19 protein-coding genes are annotated in these 22,958 nt (G+C 53.8%); 8 read left to right on the top strand and 11 right to left on the bottom strand.

Annotated elements, in window-relative coordinates; all coding sequences use genetic code 11:
- Positions 1 to 27 precede the first annotated feature (27 nt).
- Positions 28 to 1,707: a BCCT family transporter gene (locus SJY13_RS10345; RefSeq protein WP_377190681.1), complete on the bottom strand. Its 1,680-nt coding sequence runs from the start codon at positions 1,705 to 1,707 to the stop codon at positions 28 to 30.
- Between the two features lie 342 nt (positions 1,708 to 2,049).
- Here SJY13_RS10345 and SJY13_RS10340 point away from each other — a divergent pair, with 342 nt between their 5' ends.
- Positions 2,050 to 2,982 (top strand): LysR family transcriptional regulator, encoded by a 933-nt coding sequence (locus SJY13_RS10340; protein ID WP_377190679.1) that lies wholly within the window; start codon positions 2,050 to 2,052, stop codon positions 2,980 to 2,982.
- A 212-nt stretch (positions 2,983 to 3,194) separates the two neighbouring features.
- The gene (locus SJY13_RS10335) at positions 3,195 to 3,353 is read left to right on the top strand and encodes a hypothetical protein (protein ID WP_377190677.1); all 159 of its coding nucleotides are present in this window, start codon (positions 3,195 to 3,197) and stop codon (positions 3,351 to 3,353) included.
- Positions 3,354 to 3,393: 40 nt separating this feature from the next.
- Here the strand turns inward: SJY13_RS10335 and SJY13_RS10330 are convergent, their stop codons facing one another.
- Genes SJY13_RS10330 through SJY13_RS10310 form a run of 5 tightly spaced genes read right to left on the bottom strand, consistent with a single transcriptional unit; the run spans position 3,394 to position 9,350 of the window.
- Positions 3,394 to 4,905, bottom strand: a complete 1,512-nt coding sequence (locus SJY13_RS10330; protein ID WP_377190675.1) for an AMP-binding protein — start codon at positions 4,903 to 4,905, stop codon at positions 3,394 to 3,396.
- Positions 4,902 to 6,323, bottom strand: coding sequence for an acylating sulfoacetaldehyde dehydrogenase (gene sauS, locus SJY13_RS10325; protein ID WP_377190673.1), 1,422 nt, complete (start codon positions 6,321 to 6,323; stop codon positions 4,902 to 4,904). Before sauS ends, SJY13_RS10330 begins: the two co-directional genes overlap by 4 nt.
- Positions 6,324 to 6,382: 59 nt before the next feature.
- Positions 6,383 to 7,342: a Bug family tripartite tricarboxylate transporter substrate binding protein gene (locus SJY13_RS10320; RefSeq protein WP_377190671.1), complete on the bottom strand. Its 960-nt coding sequence runs from the start codon at positions 7,340 to 7,342 to the stop codon at positions 6,383 to 6,385.
- A 44-nt stretch (positions 7,343 to 7,386) separates the two neighbouring features.
- Positions 7,387 to 7,842, bottom strand: coding sequence for a tripartite tricarboxylate transporter TctB family protein (locus SJY13_RS10315; RefSeq protein WP_377190669.1), 456 nt, complete (start codon positions 7,840 to 7,842; stop codon positions 7,387 to 7,389).
- On the bottom strand, positions 7,839 to 9,350 hold the full coding sequence (locus SJY13_RS10310) for a tripartite tricarboxylate transporter permease (protein WP_377190667.1): 1,512 nt from the start codon (positions 9,348 to 9,350) through the stop codon (positions 7,839 to 7,841). Before SJY13_RS10310 ends, SJY13_RS10315 begins: the two co-directional genes overlap by 4 nt.
- A gap of 113 nt (positions 9,351 to 9,463) precedes the next feature.
- Here SJY13_RS10310 and SJY13_RS10305 point away from each other — a divergent pair, with 113 nt between their 5' ends.
- The gene (locus tag SJY13_RS10305) at positions 9,464 to 10,495 is read left to right on the top strand and encodes a LacI family DNA-binding transcriptional regulator (protein WP_377190665.1); all 1,032 of its coding nucleotides are present in this window, start codon (positions 9,464 to 9,466) and stop codon (positions 10,493 to 10,495) included.
- A gap of 407 nt (positions 10,496 to 10,902) precedes the next feature.
- Here the strand turns inward: SJY13_RS10305 and SJY13_RS10300 are convergent, their stop codons facing one another.
- The gene (locus tag SJY13_RS10300; RefSeq protein ID WP_377190663.1) at positions 10,903 to 12,447 is read right to left on the bottom strand and encodes a hypothetical protein; all 1,545 of its coding nucleotides are present in this window, start codon (positions 12,445 to 12,447) and stop codon (positions 10,903 to 10,905) included.
- A 148-nt stretch (positions 12,448 to 12,595) separates the two neighbouring features.
- On the bottom strand, positions 12,596 to 13,636 hold the full coding sequence (locus SJY13_RS10295; RefSeq protein WP_377190661.1) for a GlxA family transcriptional regulator: 1,041 nt from the start codon (positions 13,634 to 13,636) through the stop codon (positions 12,596 to 12,598).
- 144 nt (positions 13,637 to 13,780) lie between these two features.
- On the opposite strand from SJY13_RS10295, the gene SJY13_RS10290 reads away from it, so the two are divergent.
- From SJY13_RS10290 to SJY13_RS10270, 5 genes are all read left to right on the top strand, one after another.
- On the top strand, positions 13,781 to 15,175 hold the full coding sequence (locus tag SJY13_RS10290) for an FAD-binding oxidoreductase (RefSeq protein WP_377190659.1): 1,395 nt from the start codon (positions 13,781 to 13,783) through the stop codon (positions 15,173 to 15,175).
- Positions 15,176 to 15,206: 31 nt separating this feature from the next.
- Positions 15,207 to 16,151 (top strand): homocysteine S-methyltransferase family protein, encoded by a 945-nt coding sequence (locus SJY13_RS10285; protein ID WP_377190657.1) that lies wholly within the window; start codon positions 15,207 to 15,209, stop codon positions 16,149 to 16,151.
- A gap of 322 nt (positions 16,152 to 16,473) precedes the next feature.
- Positions 16,474 to 17,106, top strand: a complete 633-nt coding sequence (locus SJY13_RS10280) for a TetR/AcrR family transcriptional regulator (RefSeq protein WP_085806443.1) — start codon at positions 16,474 to 16,476, stop codon at positions 17,104 to 17,106.
- Positions 17,096 to 19,195: an alpha/beta fold hydrolase gene (locus tag SJY13_RS10275; protein WP_377190655.1), complete on the top strand. Its 2,100-nt coding sequence runs from the start codon at positions 17,096 to 17,098 to the stop codon at positions 19,193 to 19,195. Before SJY13_RS10280 ends, SJY13_RS10275 begins: the two co-directional genes overlap by 11 nt.
- A gap of 12 nt (positions 19,196 to 19,207) precedes the next feature.
- On the top strand, positions 19,208 to 20,062 hold the full coding sequence (locus SJY13_RS10270) for a class I SAM-dependent methyltransferase (protein WP_377190653.1): 855 nt from the start codon (positions 19,208 to 19,210) through the stop codon (positions 20,060 to 20,062).
- 603 nt (positions 20,063 to 20,665) lie between these two features.
- Here SJY13_RS10270 and SJY13_RS10265 read toward each other — a convergent pair.
- The 3 genes from SJY13_RS10265 to SJY13_RS10255 form a co-directional block, all read right to left on the bottom strand.
- Complete coding sequence (locus SJY13_RS10265) at positions 20,666 to 20,938, bottom strand: hypothetical protein (protein WP_377190651.1); 273 nt, start codon at positions 20,936 to 20,938, stop codon at positions 20,666 to 20,668.
- Positions 20,939 to 21,225: 287 nt separating this feature from the next.
- Positions 21,226 to 21,438 carry a hypothetical protein gene (locus tag SJY13_RS10260; RefSeq protein ID WP_377190649.1) on the bottom strand — a complete coding sequence of 71 codons (213 nt, stop codon included), beginning with the start codon at positions 21,436 to 21,438 and terminating at the stop codon, positions 21,226 to 21,228.
- Between the two features lie 67 nt (positions 21,439 to 21,505).
- The gene (locus SJY13_RS10255) at positions 21,506 to 22,873 is read right to left on the bottom strand and encodes a hypothetical protein (protein ID WP_377190647.1); all 1,368 of its coding nucleotides are present in this window, start codon (positions 22,871 to 22,873) and stop codon (positions 21,506 to 21,508) included.
- Positions 22,874 to 22,958 lie beyond the last annotated feature (85 nt).

The following is a 22,958-nucleotide window of genomic DNA, read 5'->3' as shown; positions in this document are numbered from 1 at the left end:
CCAGGGCCTCAGTAGTTTTAGCGATACCTATTCCGCTGGCATCGTCGAGGTTTCCGGATCAATTGTTGAAGCAACGCCTGCGGCCTCGCGCCGACCATCATTCCAGATGGCCTTGATCAAAGCGATGCACATAAGAGCCATCACAATCGAGAACGGCAACGCCCCAATCACCATTGCGGTCTGAATTGCGCCGGTGCCGCCAGAAATCAGCAATCCACCGACGACCAACGCCAGCGCAGCGCCCCAGAACACGATGTGAGGGCGTGCCTTGGGGCCTTCATCACCTGCAGCGTTGATCGTGTTGACGATCAATACCGCAGAGTCAGCTGACGTCACCAGGAAAGTCATCAGCAAAACAACGATGACTACCGCCATACCCCAGGCCAAAGCCTGTGCAATTGGGGCTAGCATGAATTCGGTCATGGCAAAAATCTTGTCGCCATTCGCCGCATCCAGGATCACACCATTTGCATTGCCGTTCAGTTCCAGATCGATTGCTGTGCCACCGGCCCATGCGAACCAGACGAAGCACATCAGCGAGGGAACAATCATCGCGCCGAGTACAAACTCTCGGATCGTACGACCGCGTGAGATACGCGCAAGGAACAAGCCGACAAAGGGTGCGAAGGCAATCCACCAAGCCCAATAGAATACCGGCCACCAGCCCTGCCATTGGGCAAGCAGGAAGGATTCTGATCCTTCGACACCATCAGATGCATAAACATTAAAGCTCAGCCACGGCAGCGCTACCAGATAGTCCCAGATCCCAACGAAGAAGGCACTTGCACCAAAGAACGTCGCACCAAAGATGATAAAGAAGCCCAGCAAGAAGATCGACAACACCATATTGATGTTCGACAGCCATTTGATGCCTTTGCCAACTCCGGACAACGCCGACAATGTCGAGGCCCCCATGATGACCACTAAGGCAACGATGATCCCAAGCGTCGTTGCCGAACCATCCGTATGCGCGAGCCCGCCGATACCGATCCGCGTTAGACCCGCAACGAACTGCTCGACCCCGAATCCCAACGTTTGAGCAACGCCAAGGATGGTGGCAACAACGGCCACAATATCGATCACGTGACCAAGGTTACCGGACAGCGCCTTGCCAAACAGCGGCGTCAGCGACGACCGGATCGTTAATGGCAGCCCGCGGCGATAGCTGAAGAACGCCAGCGACAGACCAGCAATTGCGTAACACGCCCATGCGCCAAGACCCCAATGCAGATAGGACCACACATAGGCAGTTCTAACGTTGTCCGCATCGAGCGCCGTTGTGATACCTTGAATCACTGATGGGTTGTTCTTGAAATGCGCGACTGGTTCCGCAACGGCCCAGGTCAGCATCCCGACACCGATCCCGGCGCCAAACATCATCGAAAACCAGGAGAAGTTGGAGAACTCGGGTTTTTCCCCCTCGACACCAAGCTTAAGACGCCCTCCGGTCGGCCAGATTGCCAGCCCGATACAAACGATAACAAACGCGGTTACGACCCAGATATACCAAGCGGCAAACTGAGCCAGAATAGCCGCGTTCCAATCACCTAAGATTCTGCCAGCTTGAGTGGGCCACACAATACACCAGACCACCAGTAAACTGATAATGATCTTACTGATTACCGTCACGTTGACGCTGAACCCCCGATAAAAACCGTTTTCAGCGGTTTTTATCGGAAGTTCCGATAGTGGAGGCTTAACTGCCATATTCTTCATCTCCCTGTAGCTGATCTAGCGGGTTGCAAGATCAAATCGTTGCGAATTCAGCACCAAGCCGTGTTTGGACTAGCCGCAAATTGTGTTGCCTAACCCAGGCAATAAGAAGCGACAGGCTGAACTGTTCCTGCACGACCTGTTGAATGGGAATTGACCCACGTTTTTGGGGAAGTCACCATGCCCATCTGCATTGCTCTTGCAGTCTGGGTTGTCTGATTGCGCCACCACCCGGTCATGACTCGATCCCGTCTCTTTTTTGTCCGGGCGGCAATAGACACCCTTTGACAGAGTTTTTGATACATATTCGAGTAGTTTTGCAGTAGTTCAGTAATTATGAATGACATTAACAAGATTAATACCAATCTCAGCCGCAACCTTGTCGCACTCTATGCTTTTGAAATGGTCGCGAAACATGGAAACTTCACAAGCGCTGGCGAAGCACTTGGCTTGACGCAATCTTCGATCTCTCAACGGATTAAGGGTTTGGAGATCGATTTGGGCGTAGTGCTTTTCAAGCGAGAACACCGTGGCGTTTCACTAACATATGAAGGGCTCAGGCTTCTCAACGTGGTCAAACCTGCAATGACACAAATGGGCTATGCGGTTGGATCCTTACTGGATCGTAAATCCAAACCAAGGGTTCGGATTTCTGCCGACTTCGCTTTCTCTACGTTCTGGCTGCTACCGCGTCTGGCTTACTTGCGCGAAGAGCTTGGGGACGAGATTGAGATTCAAATTCTGGCATCTACTGTGCCTCCAGGCTTGGACGACACGGATTGCGACATACAAGTCCATGTAGCGCCCAGAAGTGAGATTAAGCCTGGTGAAATTCTACTGCTGGAAGAGACTGTCGCAGCAGTTTGCAGTCCTCAGCTATTAGAAAAGATAACACCAATTCGCTCTTCTGCAGACTTATTGGATGTGCAACTGCTAAGTTTATCAAAACCCGCCACTGCCGAGTGGCAAACTTGGCAGGGTTGGTTTGATAGTCTGGGCATTGCAGGCGAAAGAAAGAAAAATTACATCAGCTTTAACAACTACGACATGGTCACTCAGGCTGCGTTAGCAGGGGATGGGGTCGCATTGGGTTGGATCGGTCTAATAGATGGCTTGCTCAACAAAGGTTCGCTGGTGCAAGTGACAGATGATGTAGTCATAAGCGACGCAGGCTACGTCATGTCGCGGGACCAGACCAATTTGGGACGCGGCCCTCGAATGGTATTCGACTGGATCGCGGAACAGGTTCTTTCGCCTCATTCGTACTAGTGCTCAGCATCAGTGATGAAGCCGCGTCTAGCCATGCCAATGAAACTGCGCCCGTACCCGCCAGTGAATGACTGCTTCGAACCCGACCGGTAGGAACCAACCTGAGAAATTAATTGCTAGTTGGAGGTCCGCTCTGGACTAGAACCTGTCGACCGCACCCGCAGCATCGAAGCCAAACCGCGACGGCAGGTAAGCGCTCTTACCACCAATCGATGACCACCGCAGAGAATGGCGGCAGTGAGCCCATAGTTCCGAATGCTGCACCTTGCACCAGTAGCTGCGAAGCGTTGATTGCTGACATTGGCGTTGGTCAGGACAGCCCCAAGCTGCCATTTGACCACATCGTCGGTGCTGCAGTGCAGCTTCGCTAACGCGGACATCGGACTTTCTGGCAAACAGTGTCGTGGATGTTCAGATAGTTGAGTTACCAGCCTTCTCGTTAACGATCTCGAGTATCCTGTTTCTTTGGATTTTCCCTGACGGCCCCTTAGGAAGATCAAGCAAGATATGAACTTCATCGGGCGATTTGAAACGACCTAATTGGGCTTCGCAAATCTTGGACAGATCCATGGGCGTCAATTTCGACCCTTCGCGAATTTTAACTGCCGCCTCGACGGTTTCGCCGTAGCTGTGACAGGGGCGGGCAAATGCCGCTGCTTCCACAACGTCGGGGTGAGAGTAAAGCGCCTCGTCGATCTCTCGCGGGGCGATGTTTTCGCCGCCTTTGATGATCAATTCTTTCAGCCGACCGGTGACGTATACATAACCGTCCTCATCCATGCGGGCGAGATCTCCGGTGCGCAACCAGCCTTCAGCGGTAAATGCATCAGCCGTCGCTTCGGGGTTCTTGAGGTATTCCAACATTACGTTCGGTCCGCGAATTACCAACTCGCCTTCCGTTTCGCGTGATACAGACTGGCAATGAGTGTCGATGATTGCCACCTCATTGCCGAAAGCAATACCTGGAGACCCAATTTTGCGGATGCCTGGTGGCAATGGGTTGGACAATATCTGCGCGGCGGATTCCGTAAGCCCCATGGTCTCAACGATCGGGATTTGGAACCGGTCTTCAAACGCGCGCTGCACGTCTGGTGCCAGCGCAGAAGATGCCGAACGCCCGAAACGCACACGCTGGCGAGTTTGGGCTTCCGGTTTGGTATCAGAGTGCAGCAGGTGGGAAATTATGGTGGGCACGACCGAAAACCAGGTCGCCTCTACCTTGCTCAGATTTCCCCAGAACCGGCTGGCCGAAAATCTTTCGCACATGGCCAAAGATCCGCCTGACACAAGTGTTCCCATGACTGTCACGCACAGCCCGTTGATATGGTAGATCGGCAAAACGCAAAACCCGCGGTCAACCTCGGACAGCTCGTGCGCAATTGTAGTTGTCCAGCCCCCTGCCAACAGGCTGGAATGCGTGTGGACCACGCCCTTGGGGCGTCCGGTCGTGCCGGAAGTATACATCAACAGCGCATGACTTTCGGAAGAGATGGTATGCAAATTGCCGTCGGTATTGATGGCGTCTGCCGTCTGCAGCGGTGTTATCCTGGCAGGATCGGCTGTACGCTCGAATAATTCCGTTTGTCCGGGATGTACAAAGCTATAGTGCGCACCACTGTGTTCCAGCGCATAGGCTACGGCTTTGTCACCAGCAACAAGGTTAATCATTGTTGCCCGAAATCCTCCGTAGAGAACGCCGAAAAGGACCTCAAGCGCTTCGCGGCAATTGGGGTAGAGGATGGCGACACTTTCGCCTTTTGCCACACCCATATCCGTTAGCATGACAGCGATGCGGCGGGCTGTTTCGCGCAAGTCACCCCAGCGCAGGTCCGGTGCCCCATCTGGGAAAACGAAACCGGTTCCTCCCTGACTTGCGCGTTGGTTCAACCAGTCGCGGACCGTTCCTTTGGGCGGTTCCATCATTGTCCAGCCTCCGACCAGTAGCTGCCGAATATCTCGTCCAGCCCAGGTTCGCGCGGCGATGTTTCACGCACAATTTTGGTGGTTTGGACGAAATGCCGCCAATGCAGATTGGTGTCGATGGAATTCCCCCCCCAGCTGCCGCAGCCCATTGAGAGGGAGAAGGGCAATCCGTTGGCAAAGCTGCCGCCAGTGGCAAAAGTATGCGCCTGATTTACTATGACTCGGCAGGTAGGCAGGTCACGACCCAACCCAACCGCACGCGAGTCTTCGGCGGTATGTATGCCAACCGAATGCCCCGCCCCCTGATGCGCCAGAATACGGGTGGCGGTGGCCTTGGCGTCGTCGAAATCTGCAGCGCGATAGAGTGCTAGAACCCGGCTGAGTTTTTCCCCGGACAAAGGATGGTCCGGCCCTATTCCGTCCGATTCCACGGCCAGAAACTTAGTTCCGTCGGGTATTTTACCCGCCATCCCCAAAGCTTCGAGCATTTTGTCGGCATCCTGCGCAATGACCGAACGGTTGAGACAACCGTCAAGCCAGAGCCGCGCGATGATGTCACTTGCACCGGAAGACGGCACCAAAGCACCGCCCTCGGCAGCCATCGCCGCGACAAAGGCGTCATAGACTGCGTCCACCACAACCACCGAATTTTCAGAGGAGCACGAAGTTGCGTTGTCATAGCATTTCGAGGCCGCGATCTTGGCGGCGGCGGCTTGCAGATCGGCAGTCTCATCCACAATTACCGTGACGTTGCCGGCACCTACGGCGACCACAGGGGTGCCACAGGATTGCGCACGGTGGACATTGTTTTGACTGCCGGTGCAGATCACCCGATCAACAGTTTCCATCAACCGTTGTGTCTTGGCCTTTGATCCGGGGGCCGTGATCATCTGAACCAGATCGTGATCCAATCCCAGCTTGTCGAATTCTGTGTGAATGAACCCAATCAGCATCTCGCAGGATGCCACGCCCTTGGGGGAAGGCGCCACCACGATGGCGTTGCCTCCCTTTAGCGCATTGATGATGTTGTTCGCGGGAGTTGCAGCCGGGTTGGTCGAAGGCACAACCGCGCCGATCACGCCGATGGGACGCGCGATTTCCGAAATGCCGGTTGATGGGTCATCGCTGATGACGCCGTGGGTCTTGGCATCGGCGATATCGCGCAACAGGCCAAGGGTTTTGCGGTGGTTCTTGGTGATCTTGTCCGGCACATTGCCCAGACCGGTGGTCTCGACGGCCGTCTCTGCCAGTACCCGATTGCGTGCCGGTTCCATGATGGCCCATCCCGCTGCAAGTGCCGCTTTGTCATAAAGCGCCTGACTGCCACCAGCTTCGAATGCCACCTGAGCTTTACGCGCACGCGCTACGATACGATCTAATTCAGCGATTTCTGGGGAAACCCCATCCTGAGCGTTCATCTTGGTCCTCGATTGGTTGTTCGGGGCGGATCAACTCCGCCCCGTAAGGAGTGATCGGATCAGAGACCGGCAAGCAATTCGTTCAGCGTCTGCTGGCGCTGCGTCCACATCTCGATCACTTCGTCGCGTGTCATGATGTGCATGGGCGATCCACCTGCTTCCATCTTCTTGGAAACACGCGAATTGGCGAACATTTCGGGCACGGTGGCGGCCAGTTTCTCGATCACCTCAGGCGGTGTGCCTTTGGGCACCATCACGCCCCGGAAATTGACCGAGGAATTGTCCACGTCCAGCCCCTGTTCCTTCATCGTCGGCACGTCCGGCAGGAATGTGCTGCGCTCTAGGTCTGCAACGCCAAGGATTTTAACGTTGCCCGCCTCTTGTGCGCGGAACGCATCGGACAGATTGTTGATACCGCCCAGGACTTCACCGGCGATCACCGCTTTCATGGCGGCCGCTCCGCCGCCTTTGGTCGGGATATAGGCCATCTTGGTTCCCGCGGCCTTGTCGATCTGCAGGGCAGCAATGTGGTGACCAACAAAAAGACCTGCACCGGATACGGTCAGCTTGCCGGGGTTTTTCTTGGCATAGGCGACGACGTCCTCCATCGAGTTAAATTCACTGTCGGCACCAACCACAAACACAGCCGGATCTGCGCCCCAGTTTGCAATGGGCTCAAAGCTGTCGGTTGAGTATTCCACACCACCCTTGATCGATTGGGCGATGAAATGCGGGACGTTATAGGCCGCCAGCGTGTATCCATCCGGATCAGCCTGTGTGGCGAACCAGTTCCAGCCAACGCGACCACCGGCGCCGGGCTTGTTGATGATGGCGATGGGCATCCCCAACGCATCCTCGTTTCCGGCGGTCATGGTGACGATCCGCGCCTGAAAGTCGGTCGCGCCACCCGCGCCGTAGCTGACCATCATCATAAGCGGCCGTTCTGGATATTCCTCCGCTACTGTGGCGCCCGTCAGGCTCATGAGGGCTAATGCTGCCCCGGCAATCATTCGTTTCATTTGCGTTTCCTCCCAGATTAGGTTCAGCCACGTCGTTCGCGTGGTCAGAACAGAATTTCCTTTGGTGTGTAGACGTTCAGCAGCACGGCAAAGAGCCCGTACATCACCGCCACAAAAACCGCCGTGATGATCCCGCGCTTGATCCAGCTTTTGACTTCGCTGTGCGGGGCGGGATCGTAGATCGACAGCAGAATGAAAAAGGCGATACTTGTTGCCGTGTAGAAACCCAGAGACTTGGACGCCCAAAAAACGTAGATCAAAGTGATGATCAGACCGGGCAGCATGTTCAGGAACATCGTGCGTGTCACGCCGTTTCCGACCTTGGACAATCCCATCACTGCTTTGCCAAATGTCCAGCCGGCCAGAACCACAAAAACGGTTGCGATGAGACGCGGGAACAGGAACGCCTCGGCCGGTTGCTGGGTATAGCTGACCCACGTCACCCAGAGACCAACTGCAAAAACCAGACCCGACCCAAATATGTGCTGCGAGCGGTTCATGCCTGTGCCTCCTCTTTGGTGGTGTAGCGACGGTGGCGCAATTCCATCCAGACCGAGTAGGCGATTGAGGCCAGTACCACAGCGATCAGCAGCAGGTTTAATCCACCGGTCAGGAAATACGACGCCTTGCCGACGGTGGCGTCAGCGATCATTCCACCTTGGATAAAGTTCGCTTCGGCAATCGGTCCAAGGATCAGGCCCAGAACCAGCGGCGCAGCGGAAAAGCCGAAACGTTCCAGAAAGAACATGCCAATGCCGAGACACGCCATGACATAGACGTCACCCATCGAACCCTGCACCGAATAGGCACCAAAGACTGACAAGGCCAAAACAATGGCGGCCATAACCGATTGCGGCACCTGCGCGACGCGCGCAGCAAGGCCAGCGACATAAAGACCAAAGATGCACATCAAGACCTGGCCGATCAGCATGGAGTTGATGAAAGTCCAGGCGACATCGGGGTGATTGTCGAACAGGTCCGAGCCCGGGAAAATCCCATGGATCAGCAAACCGCCCAATAGGACGGCGGCTGTCGGGCTGCCAGGGATCGAAAGCGTCAGTAACGGCACCAATGATGGGCCGACCATCGCATTATTGGCGGATTCCGCCGCGATCACGCCTTCGGAATGGCCCGTACCGAACTTTTCTTTTTCGGACGAAAACTTCTTAGTTTGATCATAGGCGACCAACCCGGCGATCTGTCCGCCCACACCCGGGATCAGGCCAATGACCGAACCGGTCAACGTTCCAATGCTCAATGCCCGTGTTCGGCTGAAAAGTTCCCGAAAGGCGGCAAGGATAGAATGGTGTTGAACTTCGATCACCTCAGCACCGTCCGTTTGGCGGCCCTTGGCAAACATTGTCAGCACTTGCGGGATCGCGAACAGACCGATCAGCGCAGCAATAATGTTGATGCCGCCGCCCAATGCGGGGTGAAAAATGAACCGCTGCGCGCCCATGATGTCATCGAACCCGATGGTGGCGAGCCACAACCCGATACACCCCGACAGCAGTCCCTTGAAGACCGAAACGGAATCCAGCGTTCCGATCACCGTCACGCCCAGAATGGCCAGCCAGAACAAATGCGAGGGGCCAAATGCCAGCGCCCATTGTGCCAGAACTGGGGTCAGAAAGATCAGCAGCAGCACACCAAAGATGCCCCCGACCGCCGAGGCCAGAAACGACAGTTGCAACGCGCGGGCACCTTCGCCTTTTTTGGCCATGGTGTGACCGTCCAACGTCGTAGCGATATTCGCTGGCGCGCCAGGTATCTTGAGCAAAATGGCGCTAACCGCACCGCCCGCCACGGTCGAGGTGTAGGCAGCGCCCAACAAGATCAGCCCCTGCGCCGCCTCCAGTTGGAATGTAAACGGTATGAGAAGCGCAACAGCCATCGTGGGCGACAGCCCCGGCGTCGCACCCAGGATCAGCCCACCAATCGTGCCACCAAGCAACAGCATAAACGACAGTGGCGTGAACACATCTCCGAAGTAATAAATGAATTCCATTCAGGGCCTCCCAACCCGTCAGCTCACACTTTTACTTTTGTTGACAAATCAGGGTAGGCGATGAAAATAGTATTGCAAATGTTTTCATAAATTCGACCCAATGGGAGGATTTTATGGCCAATTTTCAAAAGGGTAAGGTGGATATAGTAGCGGTTGCAAAGGCCGCAAAAGTTTCACCATCTACAGTTTCGCGCACCTTCAATCACCCGGATTTGGTGAACCCTGCGACTCGGAAAAAAATAAACAGGGCTATTCAGAGACTAGGCTATATCCGAAACCGAGCGGCGCAGACGATGCACGGCAAACGGTCGGGAACAATCGGTCTTGTGGTTCCCACAATCAACCACGCCATTTTCGCCGAAGTCATTCAGGCCTTTTCGGATTCGATCGATAAAGACGGGTTCAGCCTGTTGTTGGCATCGCATGGGTATGATCTTGACAGGGAATACGCGATGGTTCGCAAGCTGTTGGAACATCGTGTGGACGGCGTGGCGTTGGTAGGATTGGAACATTCAGAGGCCACTGCCCGTTTGATCGAACAGCAAAAAACACCGGCACTTGCGATTTGGAATTACGCAGAAGATTCCACCCTTCCTTGTGTCGGGGCAGACAACCGATTGGCTGGGCGCCTTGCGGCAGAGCATCTTCTGAACTTGGGGCATCGCAACATTGGGCTAATCTTTCCCAAAACCGATGGTAATGACCGCGCGCAGCATCGACTTTCTGCGGTACACGAAGCGCTAGCAAAAATGGGTGTTTCCGTGCCAGACGAGCATGAATCGGAAGCGCCCTACAGTGTCTCTCAGGCTAAGCAGGCTGCAATAACTCTTTTGACGAAACGATCTCGCCCTACTGGATTGCTTTGCGGAAATGACGTTATCGCGCAGGGCGCATTGTTTGCGGCGCAAAATCTTGGTTTGAATATTCCCGCCAACCTGTCGATTATCGGCATCGGAGATTTCAAAGGGTCATCAGACATAGAACCCGGTCTCACGACCGTTCGTATTCCGGCAGAAGCAATTGGGAAACTAGCGGGTGAAAGGTTCACCGACTACATTACTTCAGACGAACCAGCACCTTTCAGAATCTGTTGTGCGCTGGAGTGCATCGTGAGAGGAACAACAAGCCAGGCATCGATTTCTTAGGCAACTAAGATATGCCTATTCTAGCGCTCAATACGAAAACCTTCGACGTCTGCTTATATGTATAGGCTAATTGCTTTGGCGTTTTAGAGTAACTGGGCCATAAGTTTATTGACTGTCCGGTTTTGTCACCAAGCCAAGTCGTGTTGCACATGCTACAAAGGGCTGCTTTTCGCTGTTGTCGCGAAGAGCACAAAGCAGACCTTGGCTCGCCGATGCCGAACGGTAGGTTTGTCCGCTCACCTACCATTTGCCGCTCGGGTCTGAACGTCCGGAATTTGCGGTTCGCTACGTGCCGCACATGCAAAAGTCCGAAGCTCGGTCGACGGCAGCAATGGGTTCAAACCACCTGTCTGAACCCACTGCAGAGAATGTCCGCGACGAGCCCAGACCTACAGATGCCGCAATGATTACAAATGGCCGCTATTGGAGGCTTCACTCCAAGTTAGCGTTTCTAGATTAAGCAGGAACGTTGAGTCATTGTCTTCATATCCGGGTTCGATTTTGCCCCCAATGACAAGAATTCCACCCTCAGTCAAAACGGCCCTGTGGCGGTGTATCCAACCCGGTCCCGAACCGCTTGTCTGCATGGGAGTAATTGCAAAATTGATTGTGTTTAGGCGAAGAACTTGCGTTTGTCCTTTCCTGCGGTTTTTGGGGTATCCGAGCGAACCAATTACCCAAATTTGGTCCCCGACCAGAGTCGCCGAGTGAAAGTCTGTGGGTGGAAAAACGTCTTCTGGGTAAACGAAATGATCAACACTACCGTCCGTGCTTAAAACCGTAACATCGGCGTAAATGCAAAAATCGTCATCGTAATGGTCTTCATGTTCGCCAGCAACAAACACCAGCCGACCGTCCGGCAACACGGTTGCGCTGCGTCCAAAGCGGGAGAACGTCCAAACAGGATTGTTCCGGTCTGGTGCGCCTATCAGAGATTTGGGTGCGCCATACCCACCGATGCGCATTTGTTCGCTCCAAAAAGCAGGCAATAATCTCTCAGGATTGGACTGCCCAACTCGCCGTGTGCGATTTGCCTCAAATGCCGATTGCGTAAGTTCTATTTCTGGCAAACTCGAAAGTTCTGGGTTTTCGAGCGAAGGTCCGTACTCAAATTCGGCTGGATTGACTCCATAGGCCACGAATAGCCTGCGCATTGGGTCCGAAGTCGCGTTTCTAACCGGCGATGTATAGGATTTCGCGGGTGATCCAAACGGTGCCGCACCCGCAGCAAGCAATGCTTCGGCTGTGGCCAAATCGTCATTATCGACAGCCCGCTCAAGTGCACCCCATTCGATGTCATCAACGGCGTTGGGATCAAAGCCTAGATCCATCAGCCAATTCACGACATCCGACGCACGCGCTTTAACCGCTGCGATAACTGCGTATGAGTCCTTATTGCGACCGGCCTTGAACTTAGAAACATACTCGCGTGCAGCGGCGATGTTCCCGACGCGACAGGCAAACCAGAAAGGATCGAGGTCTTTCGTTTGAGGCGATGCGGGCACATCGCCGAGAGCGAGAGAAACCTGATCGGATGTCCATTCTGTTTTTGCGCCCGCACGTATCAGCAAACGCATTGATGCCATCTTGCCTTCTCTGAAGCACCGGCCAATTGGTGAAACGCCATAGCCGCGCGGAGTTGCATCAACGTCTGCACCCGAGGCTATGTGCTCTCGAAGTTTCTCGCAAAGTTCGCTGTCAGGAAACTTGAGAACATCGCGAAAAAGGTCCGAAAATTCTGCCGAGAGCCCTTGAAAAGAGCTTTCTCTGTTCAAGTCATGATTTGAGAAAGCCTGACTGAGGGCATGTTCTTCTGCCTGAAACGAGGCAAGTAGTTCTAAATTGTTCATGATAACCGGAACTCTCGATTTTACGCTGCGTGCGCTCGCAGCACCGAATTTTCTGCACAGGCGTAAAAATCCGTGATGCAGTGCGGCGGCGAATTCGGCCATTCGTCGATTGTACAGAAATTTTGAAACGGCAAATTCACAGATCGCGGGACAAATTGAGCTTTCGCTGCAGTTACGTGAATGTCCGCTCCAGTGAACGAGCTTTTCATGTGCTGGTTTCAAGATGCTTTAAGATTGCCCCAGAATTTGTCTAAGCTTTCGCAGCCATAGGTTTTGCGATTTGTGAGATACGTTGGAACTTTTTCCTATAGGCGGCGGGAGACAGGCCAACGCCGCGTTTGAACACCCGTCTGAACGATGCTGGATCTTCATAGCCAACCAATACGCCAACTTCATCGACAAGCTGTTCGTCGGTCTCCAGCATCTGTTTGGCCTCTTCAATCCGAAGGGCCTGCACATAGTCTATCGGCGCAAATCCTGTGGCCGCCTTGAACCGGCGGGAAAATGTTCGGGCATTCAGGCCAGAACGCGCGACCATTTGTTCAACCGGCTTGGCAACCTCGTAGTTTTCGGCAATCCATGTCTGGCAGTCGGATGTTTGCGCATCGGATGTCTCCATCGGCCGGGTCATCACAGCATAGGGAGATTGTCCTTCAGAATGCCCGCTGATCAAGAACACTTTCGCGGTTTCAATCGCATGCTGGTATCCGCAAAGCTTGGCAATCAGATAAACGGTAAGATCATGCCACGCGCTTACGCCGCCTGCTGTCACAATCCCGTCAGCCTCTTCCGTTAAGCACAAGATGCTTTCGTTGCGAAAGGAAACTTGGGGATAGTGGCGCTGAAACATGTCACGATATGCCCAATGGGCGGTTGCCTCTCTGCCATCTAACATCCCGCCTTCGGCAAGCAAAAGCGAACCTGAACAAACAGAAGTTACAAGCGCTCCCTTGTCATGAACTTTCCGCAGCCACGCAATTTCGCGCGGATAGCGCCCCTTTGGGACGTCATAAATCGAGGTATACATATCGCAAACCACGACAGCGTCAGGAGAGGCCTCCTCGTCGGTCGCAATATGCGGCTCAACTGGAATATTGCCCAGACAGTGAAATGGTTTCCCGTCCGCAGAGGCAATCTTGATATCCAAAACTTCATTTCCCGGCGTTCCGGCCAACATGTCTGAATAGACAGCCCCAACCGAGGCCAGCACATCGTACAACCCGTATAATACTGAGGCCGAGGTTTCTGGTGCTGCCAGCAACACAATCAGGGGGTTCTTTCCGTGGCTCATCAGGGTCTCCTGTCTATTTCAGCACGGTTTTGACACGTTTGCCGTGGTCATTTGTCCAGTATGCCTTGGCGGCGTCCATATTGCCACTTCTTGCGATATGAGGAGTTGGGTTAGCCTGAAAAGAAATCAAAAGGGGTAACTACGATGAACGACTTATCCAACATGTTAGAGACGCTCTCACTTGAGTTTAGTGGTAATCTGATTGACCCGGATGATTACCGGTTTAATGGCGCACGTGCGGTCTGGAATGCGATGATAGATCGCCGCCCTGCCGTCATTGCCCAGTGCAAATCTGCATCGGAGGTCCAAGCGGCTGTGAAGCTCGCCGTTGCCCAGGACTTGCCGATTTCGATTAAGGGCGGCGGTCACAATGTTGCTGGGCACGCGGTGTGTGACGGCGGCGTGATGATCGATCTCTCTGGGATGCGCGGTGTTGAAGTCGATCCAACCGCTCGTTTGGCCAAAGTTCAGGGCGGCGCATTGTGGCGTGATGTAGATACGGCGACACAAAAACATGGGCTCGCTACGCCGGGTGGTTTGATTTCTGACACCGGTGTCGCTGGGCTCACGCTGTCGGGCGGCATTGGCTGGCTGCGTGCCAAACACGGGCTTTCCATCGATAACCTGGTCGCGGCTGATGTGGTGACGGCTGACGGGTCATTGGTGCGCGCCAGTACTGACGAAAACCCAGATCTATTGTGGGCGCTCCAAGGTGGTGGTGGCAATTTTGGCGTCGTTGTTAATTTTGAATTTTCCCTACACCCTTTGGGCCCGGAAGTCATGTTTACCGCGCCAATATACCTGGTGGAAAACGGTCCAGAACCAATCCGGGCCTGGCGAGATTTTTTGACAAAACACGGGGACAAGGTTGGTTCCCTGTGCGAATTTTCAACTGCAGGCGGCGAAGATTTTCCTGAAGAACACTGGGGCAAACGGGTCTTCACCCTTGCATGCATTTACAACGGAGACGCCGCCGAGGGCGAAGTGCTGACACAGCCCCTTCTTGAACTTGGCGAACTGTCGACGGATTTTTCCGGGCGGATGAACTACTGCGATGTGCAGCAGTTGTTTGATACTCTGGTCCCCGCCGGAGATTTCCGGTGTTATTGGAAGGCGCGTTATCTCAGCGACTTGTCAGATGAAATGATCGACCTGGCGATTTCTAATGCATTGGCGGCCCCCTCAGACAATTCGATTTCATCGCTTTGGAATTTTGGCGGCGCAACAGCAAAGGTCGCCGCCGACGCCACCGCATTTGGCGATCGTTCTTTTGGCTGGATGTATTCGCTTGATGGAATTTGGTCAGACCCGGCAGACGATGCCGCTAATATTGCCTGGTCACGGGACGGCTGGTCAAATTCCGAACGTTTTGGCCATCATGGGCGTGCCTACCTGAACTTTGCGGGCCATGGCGAGGACAACGCGGAGCTGACGCAGACAAGTTTCGGCCCGAACTATAAGCGGCTTGTCGAGATAAAAACCAAATTCGACCCGCAAAACCGGTTCCGCTTCAATCAAAACATCGCACCTGAGGCATAAGACCAGCGCAGCATATTGATAGGAGCACGATATGACCAAACCTACACCCCGATTGCCACATCAGACGGACGACATTTTCTTAACCGATGGCGGAACCGAGACATGGCTTATGTATAAACGTGGCTTTGAGATACCTGAATTTAGCGCATTTCATCTGCTGAACGACCAACGATCAGCCGTAGCGTTGCGGGAATACTACCTAGCCTTCGCCAGTATCGCCGTGAAACTTGGAACGCCCTTCATCTTCGACAGCCTGACTTATCGCGCAAGTCGCGATTGGGGTGCGTTGCTTGGATACTCTGCTAATGCCCTGGCTGAGATGAACCACAAGTGCTTCGAGCTTTACCGTGAGTGCGCCGCTGAGGCTGGTTTGACAGCGGAAAACACCGTTATCAGTGGCTGCATCGGGCCGAAGGGTGATGCCTATCGAACAAACCAAAACCTCACTCCAGAAAGTGCCGAAGCCTACCATAGTGAACAGATTGAGACGTTCAAAGCCGCCGGGGCCGATATCGTCACAGCACTGACCCTGAACACAACAGACGAGGCGATTGGTATCGCAAAGGCGTCAGCCCAGGCAGGCATCCCGTCGGTGATTTCCTTTACGATTGAGAAAGACTGCAGACTTCGCAGCGGTGAAACGCTGAAACAAGCAATTGAAATGGTCGATGCTGCAACGTCAAACGGTCCGGCATATTATATGATCAACTGCTCGCATCCGGTCGATTTTGGCCCTGCACTGGGCAATGAGCCCTGGGCGAACCGCATCCGTGGACTGCGGGCCAACGCATCCTCTTTGGATCACGGCACGTTGTGCCAGTTGGGGCATCTTGAAGAAGGAAACCCAGATGAATTGGCAAATCAATACGTTGATATCAGGGCCGCTCATCCAACGATGAATGTTTTTGGCGGGTGTTGCGGCACCGATTATATCCATGTCGAGAAAATCGGGAGAGCCTTGTTGGCTGCGGCGTAAGTGATCTGCGTTAACGAACTTGCGATTTTAGGTGTCCTTCGTTGAATGCGCAGCGTTCGACAAAGTGGATTCAAACACTAATTCGCTTCATGAAATGGCGCACGACGCGAGTGTTGCGCTGAGGCAGGAATTGTTCTGCTATAGCGCGACTTAATCTCTGGAAGCTCTAATTAATGAGCCCACTTCAACGGCTGAAATCCTGGCCAAAGCAGCCAAATACGTTGAACCTGTAAAGAGTCTCTTGCCTCATGCAGATAGCGAAAACTTCTCAATATTGATTAATTCGTTCGAATGAATTAATAGTAATTTGAAAGGATTCGCTATGGCCCGAGTGACAGCAGAACGCGTCGAACAGACCAAACTAGAGCTACTGGAGGCAGCCCGCCAGGTACTTACCGAAGAAGGGTTTGCAGGGCTTTCGACGCGTAGGGTATCAGAGATTGCAAATACGCAGATGAGCCAAATTCGGTACCATTTTGGGTCGAAGGAAGGAATGATCCTTGCGTTGTTTGAATATATGAACGCGGGATTGATAGAGCGGCAAAAACAAACGTTCACAAACCCGTCGCTTCGGATTTCCGAAAAGTGGTTTCTGGCCTGCGACTTCCTCGATGAAGATATTCAGTCTGGTTATGTTCGGGTTTTGCAGGAACTTATCGCCGCAGGCTGGTCAAACCCAAAAATCGGGGACGCGGTTCGTGCAGCTCTTACTCAATGGAACGAACTGCTGATTGCATTGGCGCAGGAGGCCACTGAGGAACACGGAGATATTGGTCCGCTCTCGGTAGAGGCGATGGCGTCCTTGATCGCCTGCGCCTTTATTGGTGCCGAAGCGCTTATCCTGCTTGGCTACGAGGAACAGATTCACCCCGTCCGAAAAACATTGCGCCAGGTTGGCGAGGTTATCGCGAATTTGGAGAATCTTCAAAAGGAGGAACCCAATCATGCGCGCTAAACTTCCCCATACTGAAGGTACGACCGATCGTGACGGTGTAAACCTGCACTATGAAGTCTACGGAGATGGGGCCGAGACGATCCTGTTCGTGCCGACCTGGGCGCTTATCCATTCCCGCGTCTGGAAAGCGCAAGTGCCATATCTGAGTGAGCGGTTTCGGGTCATTACGTTTGATCCACGCGGCAATGGGAAATCAGACCGTCCCGATAATCCAGACGCTTACACAATCGACAAGATTGTCGCCGATGTGATTGCGGTCATGGATGAAATCGGCGTTGAAAAGGCTGCGCTTGTCGGGCTTTCTTTCAGCAGTGCCATCGCCTTTGCCGTGGCGGCCTATCACCCTGATCGCGTCAGCGCTGTCATCTCAACCGGCGCGTGGAGCCCGATTGTTCCCCCCAAAAAAGAACGGGCAGATGCCTATGCCAACGATCTGGTCGACCATCCGCAGCTCTGGCAGAAATACAATCCCGACTACTGGCGCAAGGATTACCCAGATTTTGTGCGCTTCTTTCTGGATCGGGTTCATAACGAACCACATTCCACCAAACAGCACGAAGATGCCGTCGCCTGGGCGTTGGAAGGTGATGCTGAAATGCTGATCATGACGCAAGAGGCCCGAGACACACCGGAGATCGCAATTGACGAGGACATGTATCGCAAAGTGCAATGCCCAAGCCTGATTTGTGTCGGCGACAATGACGACGTCACTCCCCCGGAAACATCTTTTGCCATCGCGGAGCTGACGGGTGGTGAATTGCAGGTCTTTGAGGGCGGCGGGCATGCAATCCACGCGCGTTTCCCCGCCCGGTTCAACACCTTGATGCGCGATTTTCTCGCACGTCATCTGGGGACGTGGAAGCCCGAAAGTCGCAAGGTGACGAGTGCACCGAAACGGGTGCTGTATCTGTCCTCTCCTATTGGCTTGGGCCACGCACGTCGAGATCTGGCGGTAACACGTGAGCTACGCAAGCTGCACCCTGATCTGCAAGTGGATTGGCTGGCGCAGGACCCGGTAATCCGGTTTCTGGATGCCAACACCGAACGCGTCCATCCGGCCAGCAAATTGCTGGCCAACGAAAGCGCGCATATTGAGGCCGAATGTGGAGAACATGATCTCCACGCCTTTCAGGCGATCCGCAACATGGACGAGATCCTGATCAAGAATTTCATGGTGTTCCAAGAGGTGCTGGAAGAAGAATCCTATGATCTGGTGATCGCTGACGAAGCTTGGGATGTGGACCACTACTGGCACGAACACCCAGACCTGAAAAAAGCGCCGATGGCGTGGTTTACAGATTTCGTAGGTTGGCTGCCATTTGCGGAAAACGGCCCGCGTGAGGCGTTCCTGACTACCGATTACAATGCTGAGATGATCAAACATGTAGAAGGACATCCAGATGTCCGGGATCGCTCAATTTTCGTGGGCACGAGCGACGACATCGTTAATCGGGACTTCGGTGACGGGTTACCGCAAATGCGCGACTGGATACCGAAACATTTCGAGTTTTCCGACTACATCATCGGGCAGCATCCGTCAGAATTTGGCAGCCGAGACGACCTACGCGTTGAATTCGGCTATGATGACGGGCGCACGACCTGCATCGTGGCTGTCGGCGGGTCCGGTGTCGGCGCGGCGCTGATCCAACGAATTCTCAAGGCGGTACCATTGGCGCGCACCCGTATTCCGGAGTTGCGGATCATTGTGGTTGCTGGTCCGCGGCTTGATCCGGCCATGTTTGATCTGCCTGATGGAGTTGAGATGCGTGCATTCGTGCCAGATCTTGACCGGCACTTAGCGGCTTGTGATCTGGCTTTGGTGCAAGGCGGATTGACCACTTGCATGGAACTTGCGGCAGCAGGCACTCCCTTTCTCTACTTTCCGTTGCGCAACCATTTCGAACAAAACTTCCACGTGGCCAGCCGTCTGGAACGCTACAACGCCGGACGCAAGATGATTTTTGCCGAAAGCGATCCCGAAAGGATTGCGACGGCCATGCTCGAGGAATTGGGCGCTCCACGCATCCCGAACACCGTCGCCGCCGACGGGGCATCGCGCGCTGCGGCCATGCTTCACGAATTGCTATAAGGATATTGATATATGACAAATTTTGATCCCGTTGCCTTTAAGAACTCCACTCGAAATCAGTGGGATAATGTCGCTGAACACTGGAATGCCTGGGGGTCGTTGCTGGATCGATGGCTCGGACCAGCGACCGAAACGCTCCTGGACATGTGCGGTGTCCAGTCAGGGTCCACAGTGTTGCATATCGCTGGTGGCTCTGGTCAGGATGCGCTGCAGAGCGCGAGGCGCGTCGAATCAGACGGCTTTGTCTTGTCCACCGATTTTTCTGAGAACCTTACCCGACTTGCCAATGATCAGTTCGAACGGGCCGGACTGACACAGGCGCGTGCCACAGTTATGGACGGCGAAAACCTTAAGACCGGGGATCAGCGGTTTGATGCCGTGATTTCACGGGTCGGCCTCATTTTCTTCCCGGATCAGAAACGCTCGATGAAAAGTCAGATCTCCGCCTTGCACAAAGGTGGATCGGTAGGCGCCCTGGTTTATGCGACGCCGCAGGAATGCCGTTTCTTTTCCGACCCAGTCGGTATCATTCGCAAACACGCTAATCTTCCCGCACCGGCTCCGGGATTGCCCGGCCCGTTCAGCCTCGGTGCACCTGGTGTAATCGAAGACCTTTTTGAAGCGGCCGGACTCGGTGATATTCAAACGCAAAAAATCGAAGCGCCCGTTGTCCTTGAAACGGCGCAGGAATGCCTGCGCTTTGAACAGGAAAGCTTTGGGGCCCTACACCAAATGCTTGGAGGGCTGGACGATGAGGCCAAACAGGCTGCTTGGGAGGAAGTAGAGACCGCGCTGGAAGCCTTTGAAACCGACACCGGTTTCATTGGCCCGTGTACTATGATTGCGGCTTCGGGGGTCAATACATAATCTGAAAAATGTTGGAACCGTTAGAAACCGGACATTTGCATTTTGCAAGTGAATGGTGGATTTGACCGTTCCTCGTTTGCCGGTCTCGGTTGCGGTGAAAAGAGAGTTTGAATTTCGTCCCTCAGGCTGGCATTTAATGCCCGGTCTGGCGGCATCGGCTGCAGCGCAGCAATGAGTGTGTCGCAACTGCGAGTGGATGCTGCGTCAGCGAACACCCAGAGTGGCAACGGCGGAAAAGTCCGTGTCACAGCCATCTGCGTGCCACTCAGAGAATGTCCGGTTTGCATGGTTCGCGTCCTGCTGCATGAGCGAAAGACCGAGATGTGATCAAGGTCTGGTAAGTACCGTAGATTTGCCCGAGTTGTTTGCGCCGATAAATAGGTTGATACTCGAAAAAGGGCCGATGTACTGCTTCTCAAAGCCGATGCCGCGATAATATTGCAAGCTTAACGCTTTGAGATGTAGTGCCATAATTTGCCTCAGTGCTGCGCTTGGAAACTACTTTGCTCAAGTTCTTTTAACTGCAGCCAAAACTTGTTCAAGAGGCGCTTCAATCTAAAGGCGAGCGCAAACGCATGACAGATAGTGACACCTTCACCTATCTTAGTTGCCAAAAACCCGTGCATTAATGAAGCCGAACAGCAGAAAGGTCAGCCAAGCTGCCACAAAAACTGCTTTGCAGACGAGGATTGCAGGGTTGCCAGATTGATCACCAGATTGCAGAAATTGCTGATCCTCAGCCAACATCTGAAACTCTTCGTGCGTCTGGCAATTCGTTTTTTCGAGCGTGGAAACGTCTCTGTGAAAGATCAACTTCCAAAGGAACGCGCCCGCAATCAGGTACCAAACGGCAGCAACAAAAGTCCAATGTGTCATTTCCTGTTCCTTCCAAATTTCTTGGGCAGCTAGGCGCACTGGTGGCTGCAACCCGTTGCAGTCTACGCGATGGGCGCGGTCACTTCGGCATGACCGTTGCAACGGGTTGCACCTCCCTCTGACACCTGATGAATTCGGGTCTCAATCATCCGCCATGGGATTTCGCGGCGGATGGCGGCTGTCTGCCGAGCATGGTGTGGCTGGGCTCCCGTAGCAGCAACGTAGGCTGCCTTGAGGGCGGCATTGGACACTTCAAGGGCCTCACCCAACCAAAACAACATTGGAGGTCACTGAAGCTGGTTGTAGATGAACTGGCAGGACCGGCCAGAGTTTGGCTTGCGGCCATAAACACCGGGAGTGCCGTATTCCTTCAGCCAGCACAGCCAATGCTCTTTTTGACTGCTAAACCAAGCATTACCGAAGCCGACGCCGATTTGGAGGGAATGCTCCAGCATAGTGGTCATGGGTTGATCTTCGGCAAGAGTTTCAATCGTCTTCAAAAGGTCATCTCTCTTCATAAGGAACCATACCAACGTAGTCGGTCCGGTAAACAATAACTGACTGTTATCAATCCCTTTTATGCCGCCTTCTCATATTTCTTACCGTCTTGAAGAAGGTTTCTTCGAATGGGTTCCACTGGCTAAACAGACGACAGTGCATGTGCATCAACACGGGGTTGTTTGACGTCGCAGGTATCCACGACGATGTGGTAACGAAATCGGCCATTTCCGCCACTATGTCAGTCGTGCTGGAATAACCGGACGCAAAGTCGAGGAGCGTGCACCACATCGCGAAAGTCTCTAGCTCAGGGTCGGAAAACTTGCCGCTATCAAACTTTTGTTCGAGGGTATTGAGATGTCGCATCAGTCGCTCTCGGGCCTTTTGGCCAACGCCGATGGTCGAGCCGTCCGAAGGGTGATTATAGCCAAGAAACTCTATCCCGTGATCCGGGTCAGCCGAAGTAGGGGGGTGCAACGTCAGAGGACCGAAAGGGCACCGACCCAAGCTGTCGGCCAAGGTATCCCTAATCGTCCGGCTGCCTTCCTCGGAGCGGCTGGCAACCAGAAGGTTGTCAAAGCACACGATCACCCGAACGTCGTCAATACAAGGTAAGTCATTGAGAACGGCGTTAAGGTGCCACGCCAAAATGGCGCTGGAAGCCGGAGAGCCTTGCATAAGTCCCGCAGGCCCTCTGGTGTTGCAAACAATATCATCGGTAAGGGAACCAATAGGAGAGTGATCCCGTACCATGTAGTTCTCCGGTGATGCCCAATCTGGCGTTTCCGGCGAAGCCCCTTTCTTGGCTTCCTGTTTCGAGATGTGTGCTTGGAACGAAAAGTTGTGGTTTCGTGTATCTAGAGCATTGGCGATTATCTGATTGGGGAGTGGCAATTCGTACAGCGCGTCCAAGTTGAAGCTGTCTAAGCAGTCTTCAATGTCGGTTTGCCAAAGATTGCCGTATCCTTCGCGTTGCAGTTGTTGGATTTGAACTGCTGCTTGGTCTCGGCCATAATGCTTGACGCCAAACAGTAACGGGTGCCGAACAAACTCAGCGTCCAGTGCGCATTTGATGATCTTGTGCATTGCGGACAGCACCGGTGGCATGATGCAAATGTTTCGTTTGCCACCGCTGGTTTTTGTTATCGGGTATGTTGTCACCGCATGTTTTTGCTCGGCGTATGGGTTAACCTGCCGGGCCAGAGAATAGGCTTGTTCTCGACCGATCTTCCCCTTGGTTGCTTTGAGAATGGCTGCCTGTCGGACGCCTGGATGGCGGAAGAAATCGCGCTGAAGTATGTGGCGGCGCTTTCCCTCAGCCCGCCCGACGACCAGCTTGCGGAGCTGTTGGGAAAATACCCGGTGCAACGCTTGCTTCTCTACACGCCACGGTGAGTTGCTGGAGGTGTAGGAGTTATGGATGTAGTTGTGGCTCATTCCGCGTTCTTCAGTCGGCTTGATGGAGATTAAAGGTGGCGAAACTCATCGTGAGGTGTTCGCAGGAGTTCAGGTCAAAAAAATT

This window comes from Ruegeria meonggei (assembly GCF_042768335.1).
GTDB classification, from domain to species: Bacteria; Pseudomonadota; Alphaproteobacteria; order Rhodobacterales; family Rhodobacteraceae; genus Ruegeria; species Ruegeria meonggei.
This window is presented reverse-complemented; position numbering and strand designations above follow the sequence as displayed.

What these genes read in the sequence shown, in the direction of transcription:
- SJY13_RS10270 (WP_377190653.1), top strand. Translation starts at nt 19,208, where the DNA reads ATGACAAATTTTGATCCCGTTGCCTTTAAGAACTCCACTCGAAATCAG.
- SJY13_RS10310 (WP_377190667.1), bottom strand. Translation starts at nt 9,350, where the DNA reads ATGGAATTCATTTATTACTTCGGAGATGTGTTCACGCCACTGTCGTTT.
- SJY13_RS10275 (WP_377190655.1), top strand. Translation starts at nt 17,096, where the DNA reads ATGCGCGCTAAACTTCCCCATACTGAAGGTACGACCGATCGTGACGGT.
- SJY13_RS10345 (WP_377190681.1), bottom strand. Translation starts at nt 1,707, where the DNA reads ATGGCAGTTAAGCCTCCACTATCGGAACTTCCGATAAAAACCGCTGAA.
- SJY13_RS10285 (WP_377190657.1), top strand. Translation starts at nt 15,207, where the DNA reads ATGACCAAACCTACACCCCGATTGCCACATCAGACGGACGACATTTTC.
- SJY13_RS10265 (WP_377190651.1), bottom strand. Translation starts at nt 20,938, where the DNA reads ATGACACATTGGACTTTTGTTGCTGCCGTTTGGTACCTGATTGCGGGC.
- SJY13_RS10305 (WP_377190665.1), top strand. Translation starts at nt 9,464, where the DNA reads ATGGCCAATTTTCAAAAGGGTAAGGTGGATATAGTAGCGGTTGCAAAG.
- SJY13_RS10315 (WP_377190669.1), bottom strand. Translation starts at nt 7,842, where the DNA reads ATGAACCGCTCGCAGCACATATTTGGGTCGGGTCTGGTTTTTGCAGTT.
- SJY13_RS10335 (WP_377190677.1), top strand. Translation starts at nt 3,195, where the DNA reads ATGACCACCGCAGAGAATGGCGGCAGTGAGCCCATAGTTCCGAATGCT.
- SJY13_RS10255 (WP_377190647.1), bottom strand. Translation starts at nt 22,873, where the DNA reads ATGAGCCACAACTACATCCATAACTCCTACACCTCCAGCAACTCACCG.
- SJY13_RS10290 (WP_377190659.1), top strand. Translation starts at nt 13,781, where the DNA reads ATGAACGACTTATCCAACATGTTAGAGACGCTCTCACTTGAGTTTAGT.
- SJY13_RS10320 (WP_377190671.1), bottom strand. Translation starts at nt 7,342, where the DNA reads ATGAAACGAATGATTGCCGGGGCAGCATTAGCCCTCATGAGCCTGACG.
- SJY13_RS10340 (WP_377190679.1), top strand. Translation starts at nt 2,050, where the DNA reads ATGAATGACATTAACAAGATTAATACCAATCTCAGCCGCAACCTTGTC.
- SJY13_RS10295 (WP_377190661.1), bottom strand. Translation starts at nt 13,636, where the DNA reads ATGAGCCACGGAAAGAACCCCCTGATTGTGTTGCTGGCAGCACCAGAA.
- sauS (WP_377190673.1), bottom strand. Translation starts at nt 6,323, where the DNA reads ATGAACGCTCAGGATGGGGTTTCCCCAGAAATCGCTGAATTAGATCGT.
- SJY13_RS10280 (WP_085806443.1), top strand. Translation starts at nt 16,474, where the DNA reads ATGGCCCGAGTGACAGCAGAACGCGTCGAACAGACCAAACTAGAGCTA.
- SJY13_RS10330 (WP_377190675.1), bottom strand. Translation starts at nt 4,905, where the DNA reads ATGATGGAACCGCCCAAAGGAACGGTCCGCGACTGGTTGAACCAACGC.
- SJY13_RS10300 (WP_377190663.1), bottom strand. Translation starts at nt 12,447, where the DNA reads ATGGCCGAATTCGCCGCCGCACTGCATCACGGATTTTTACGCCTGTGC.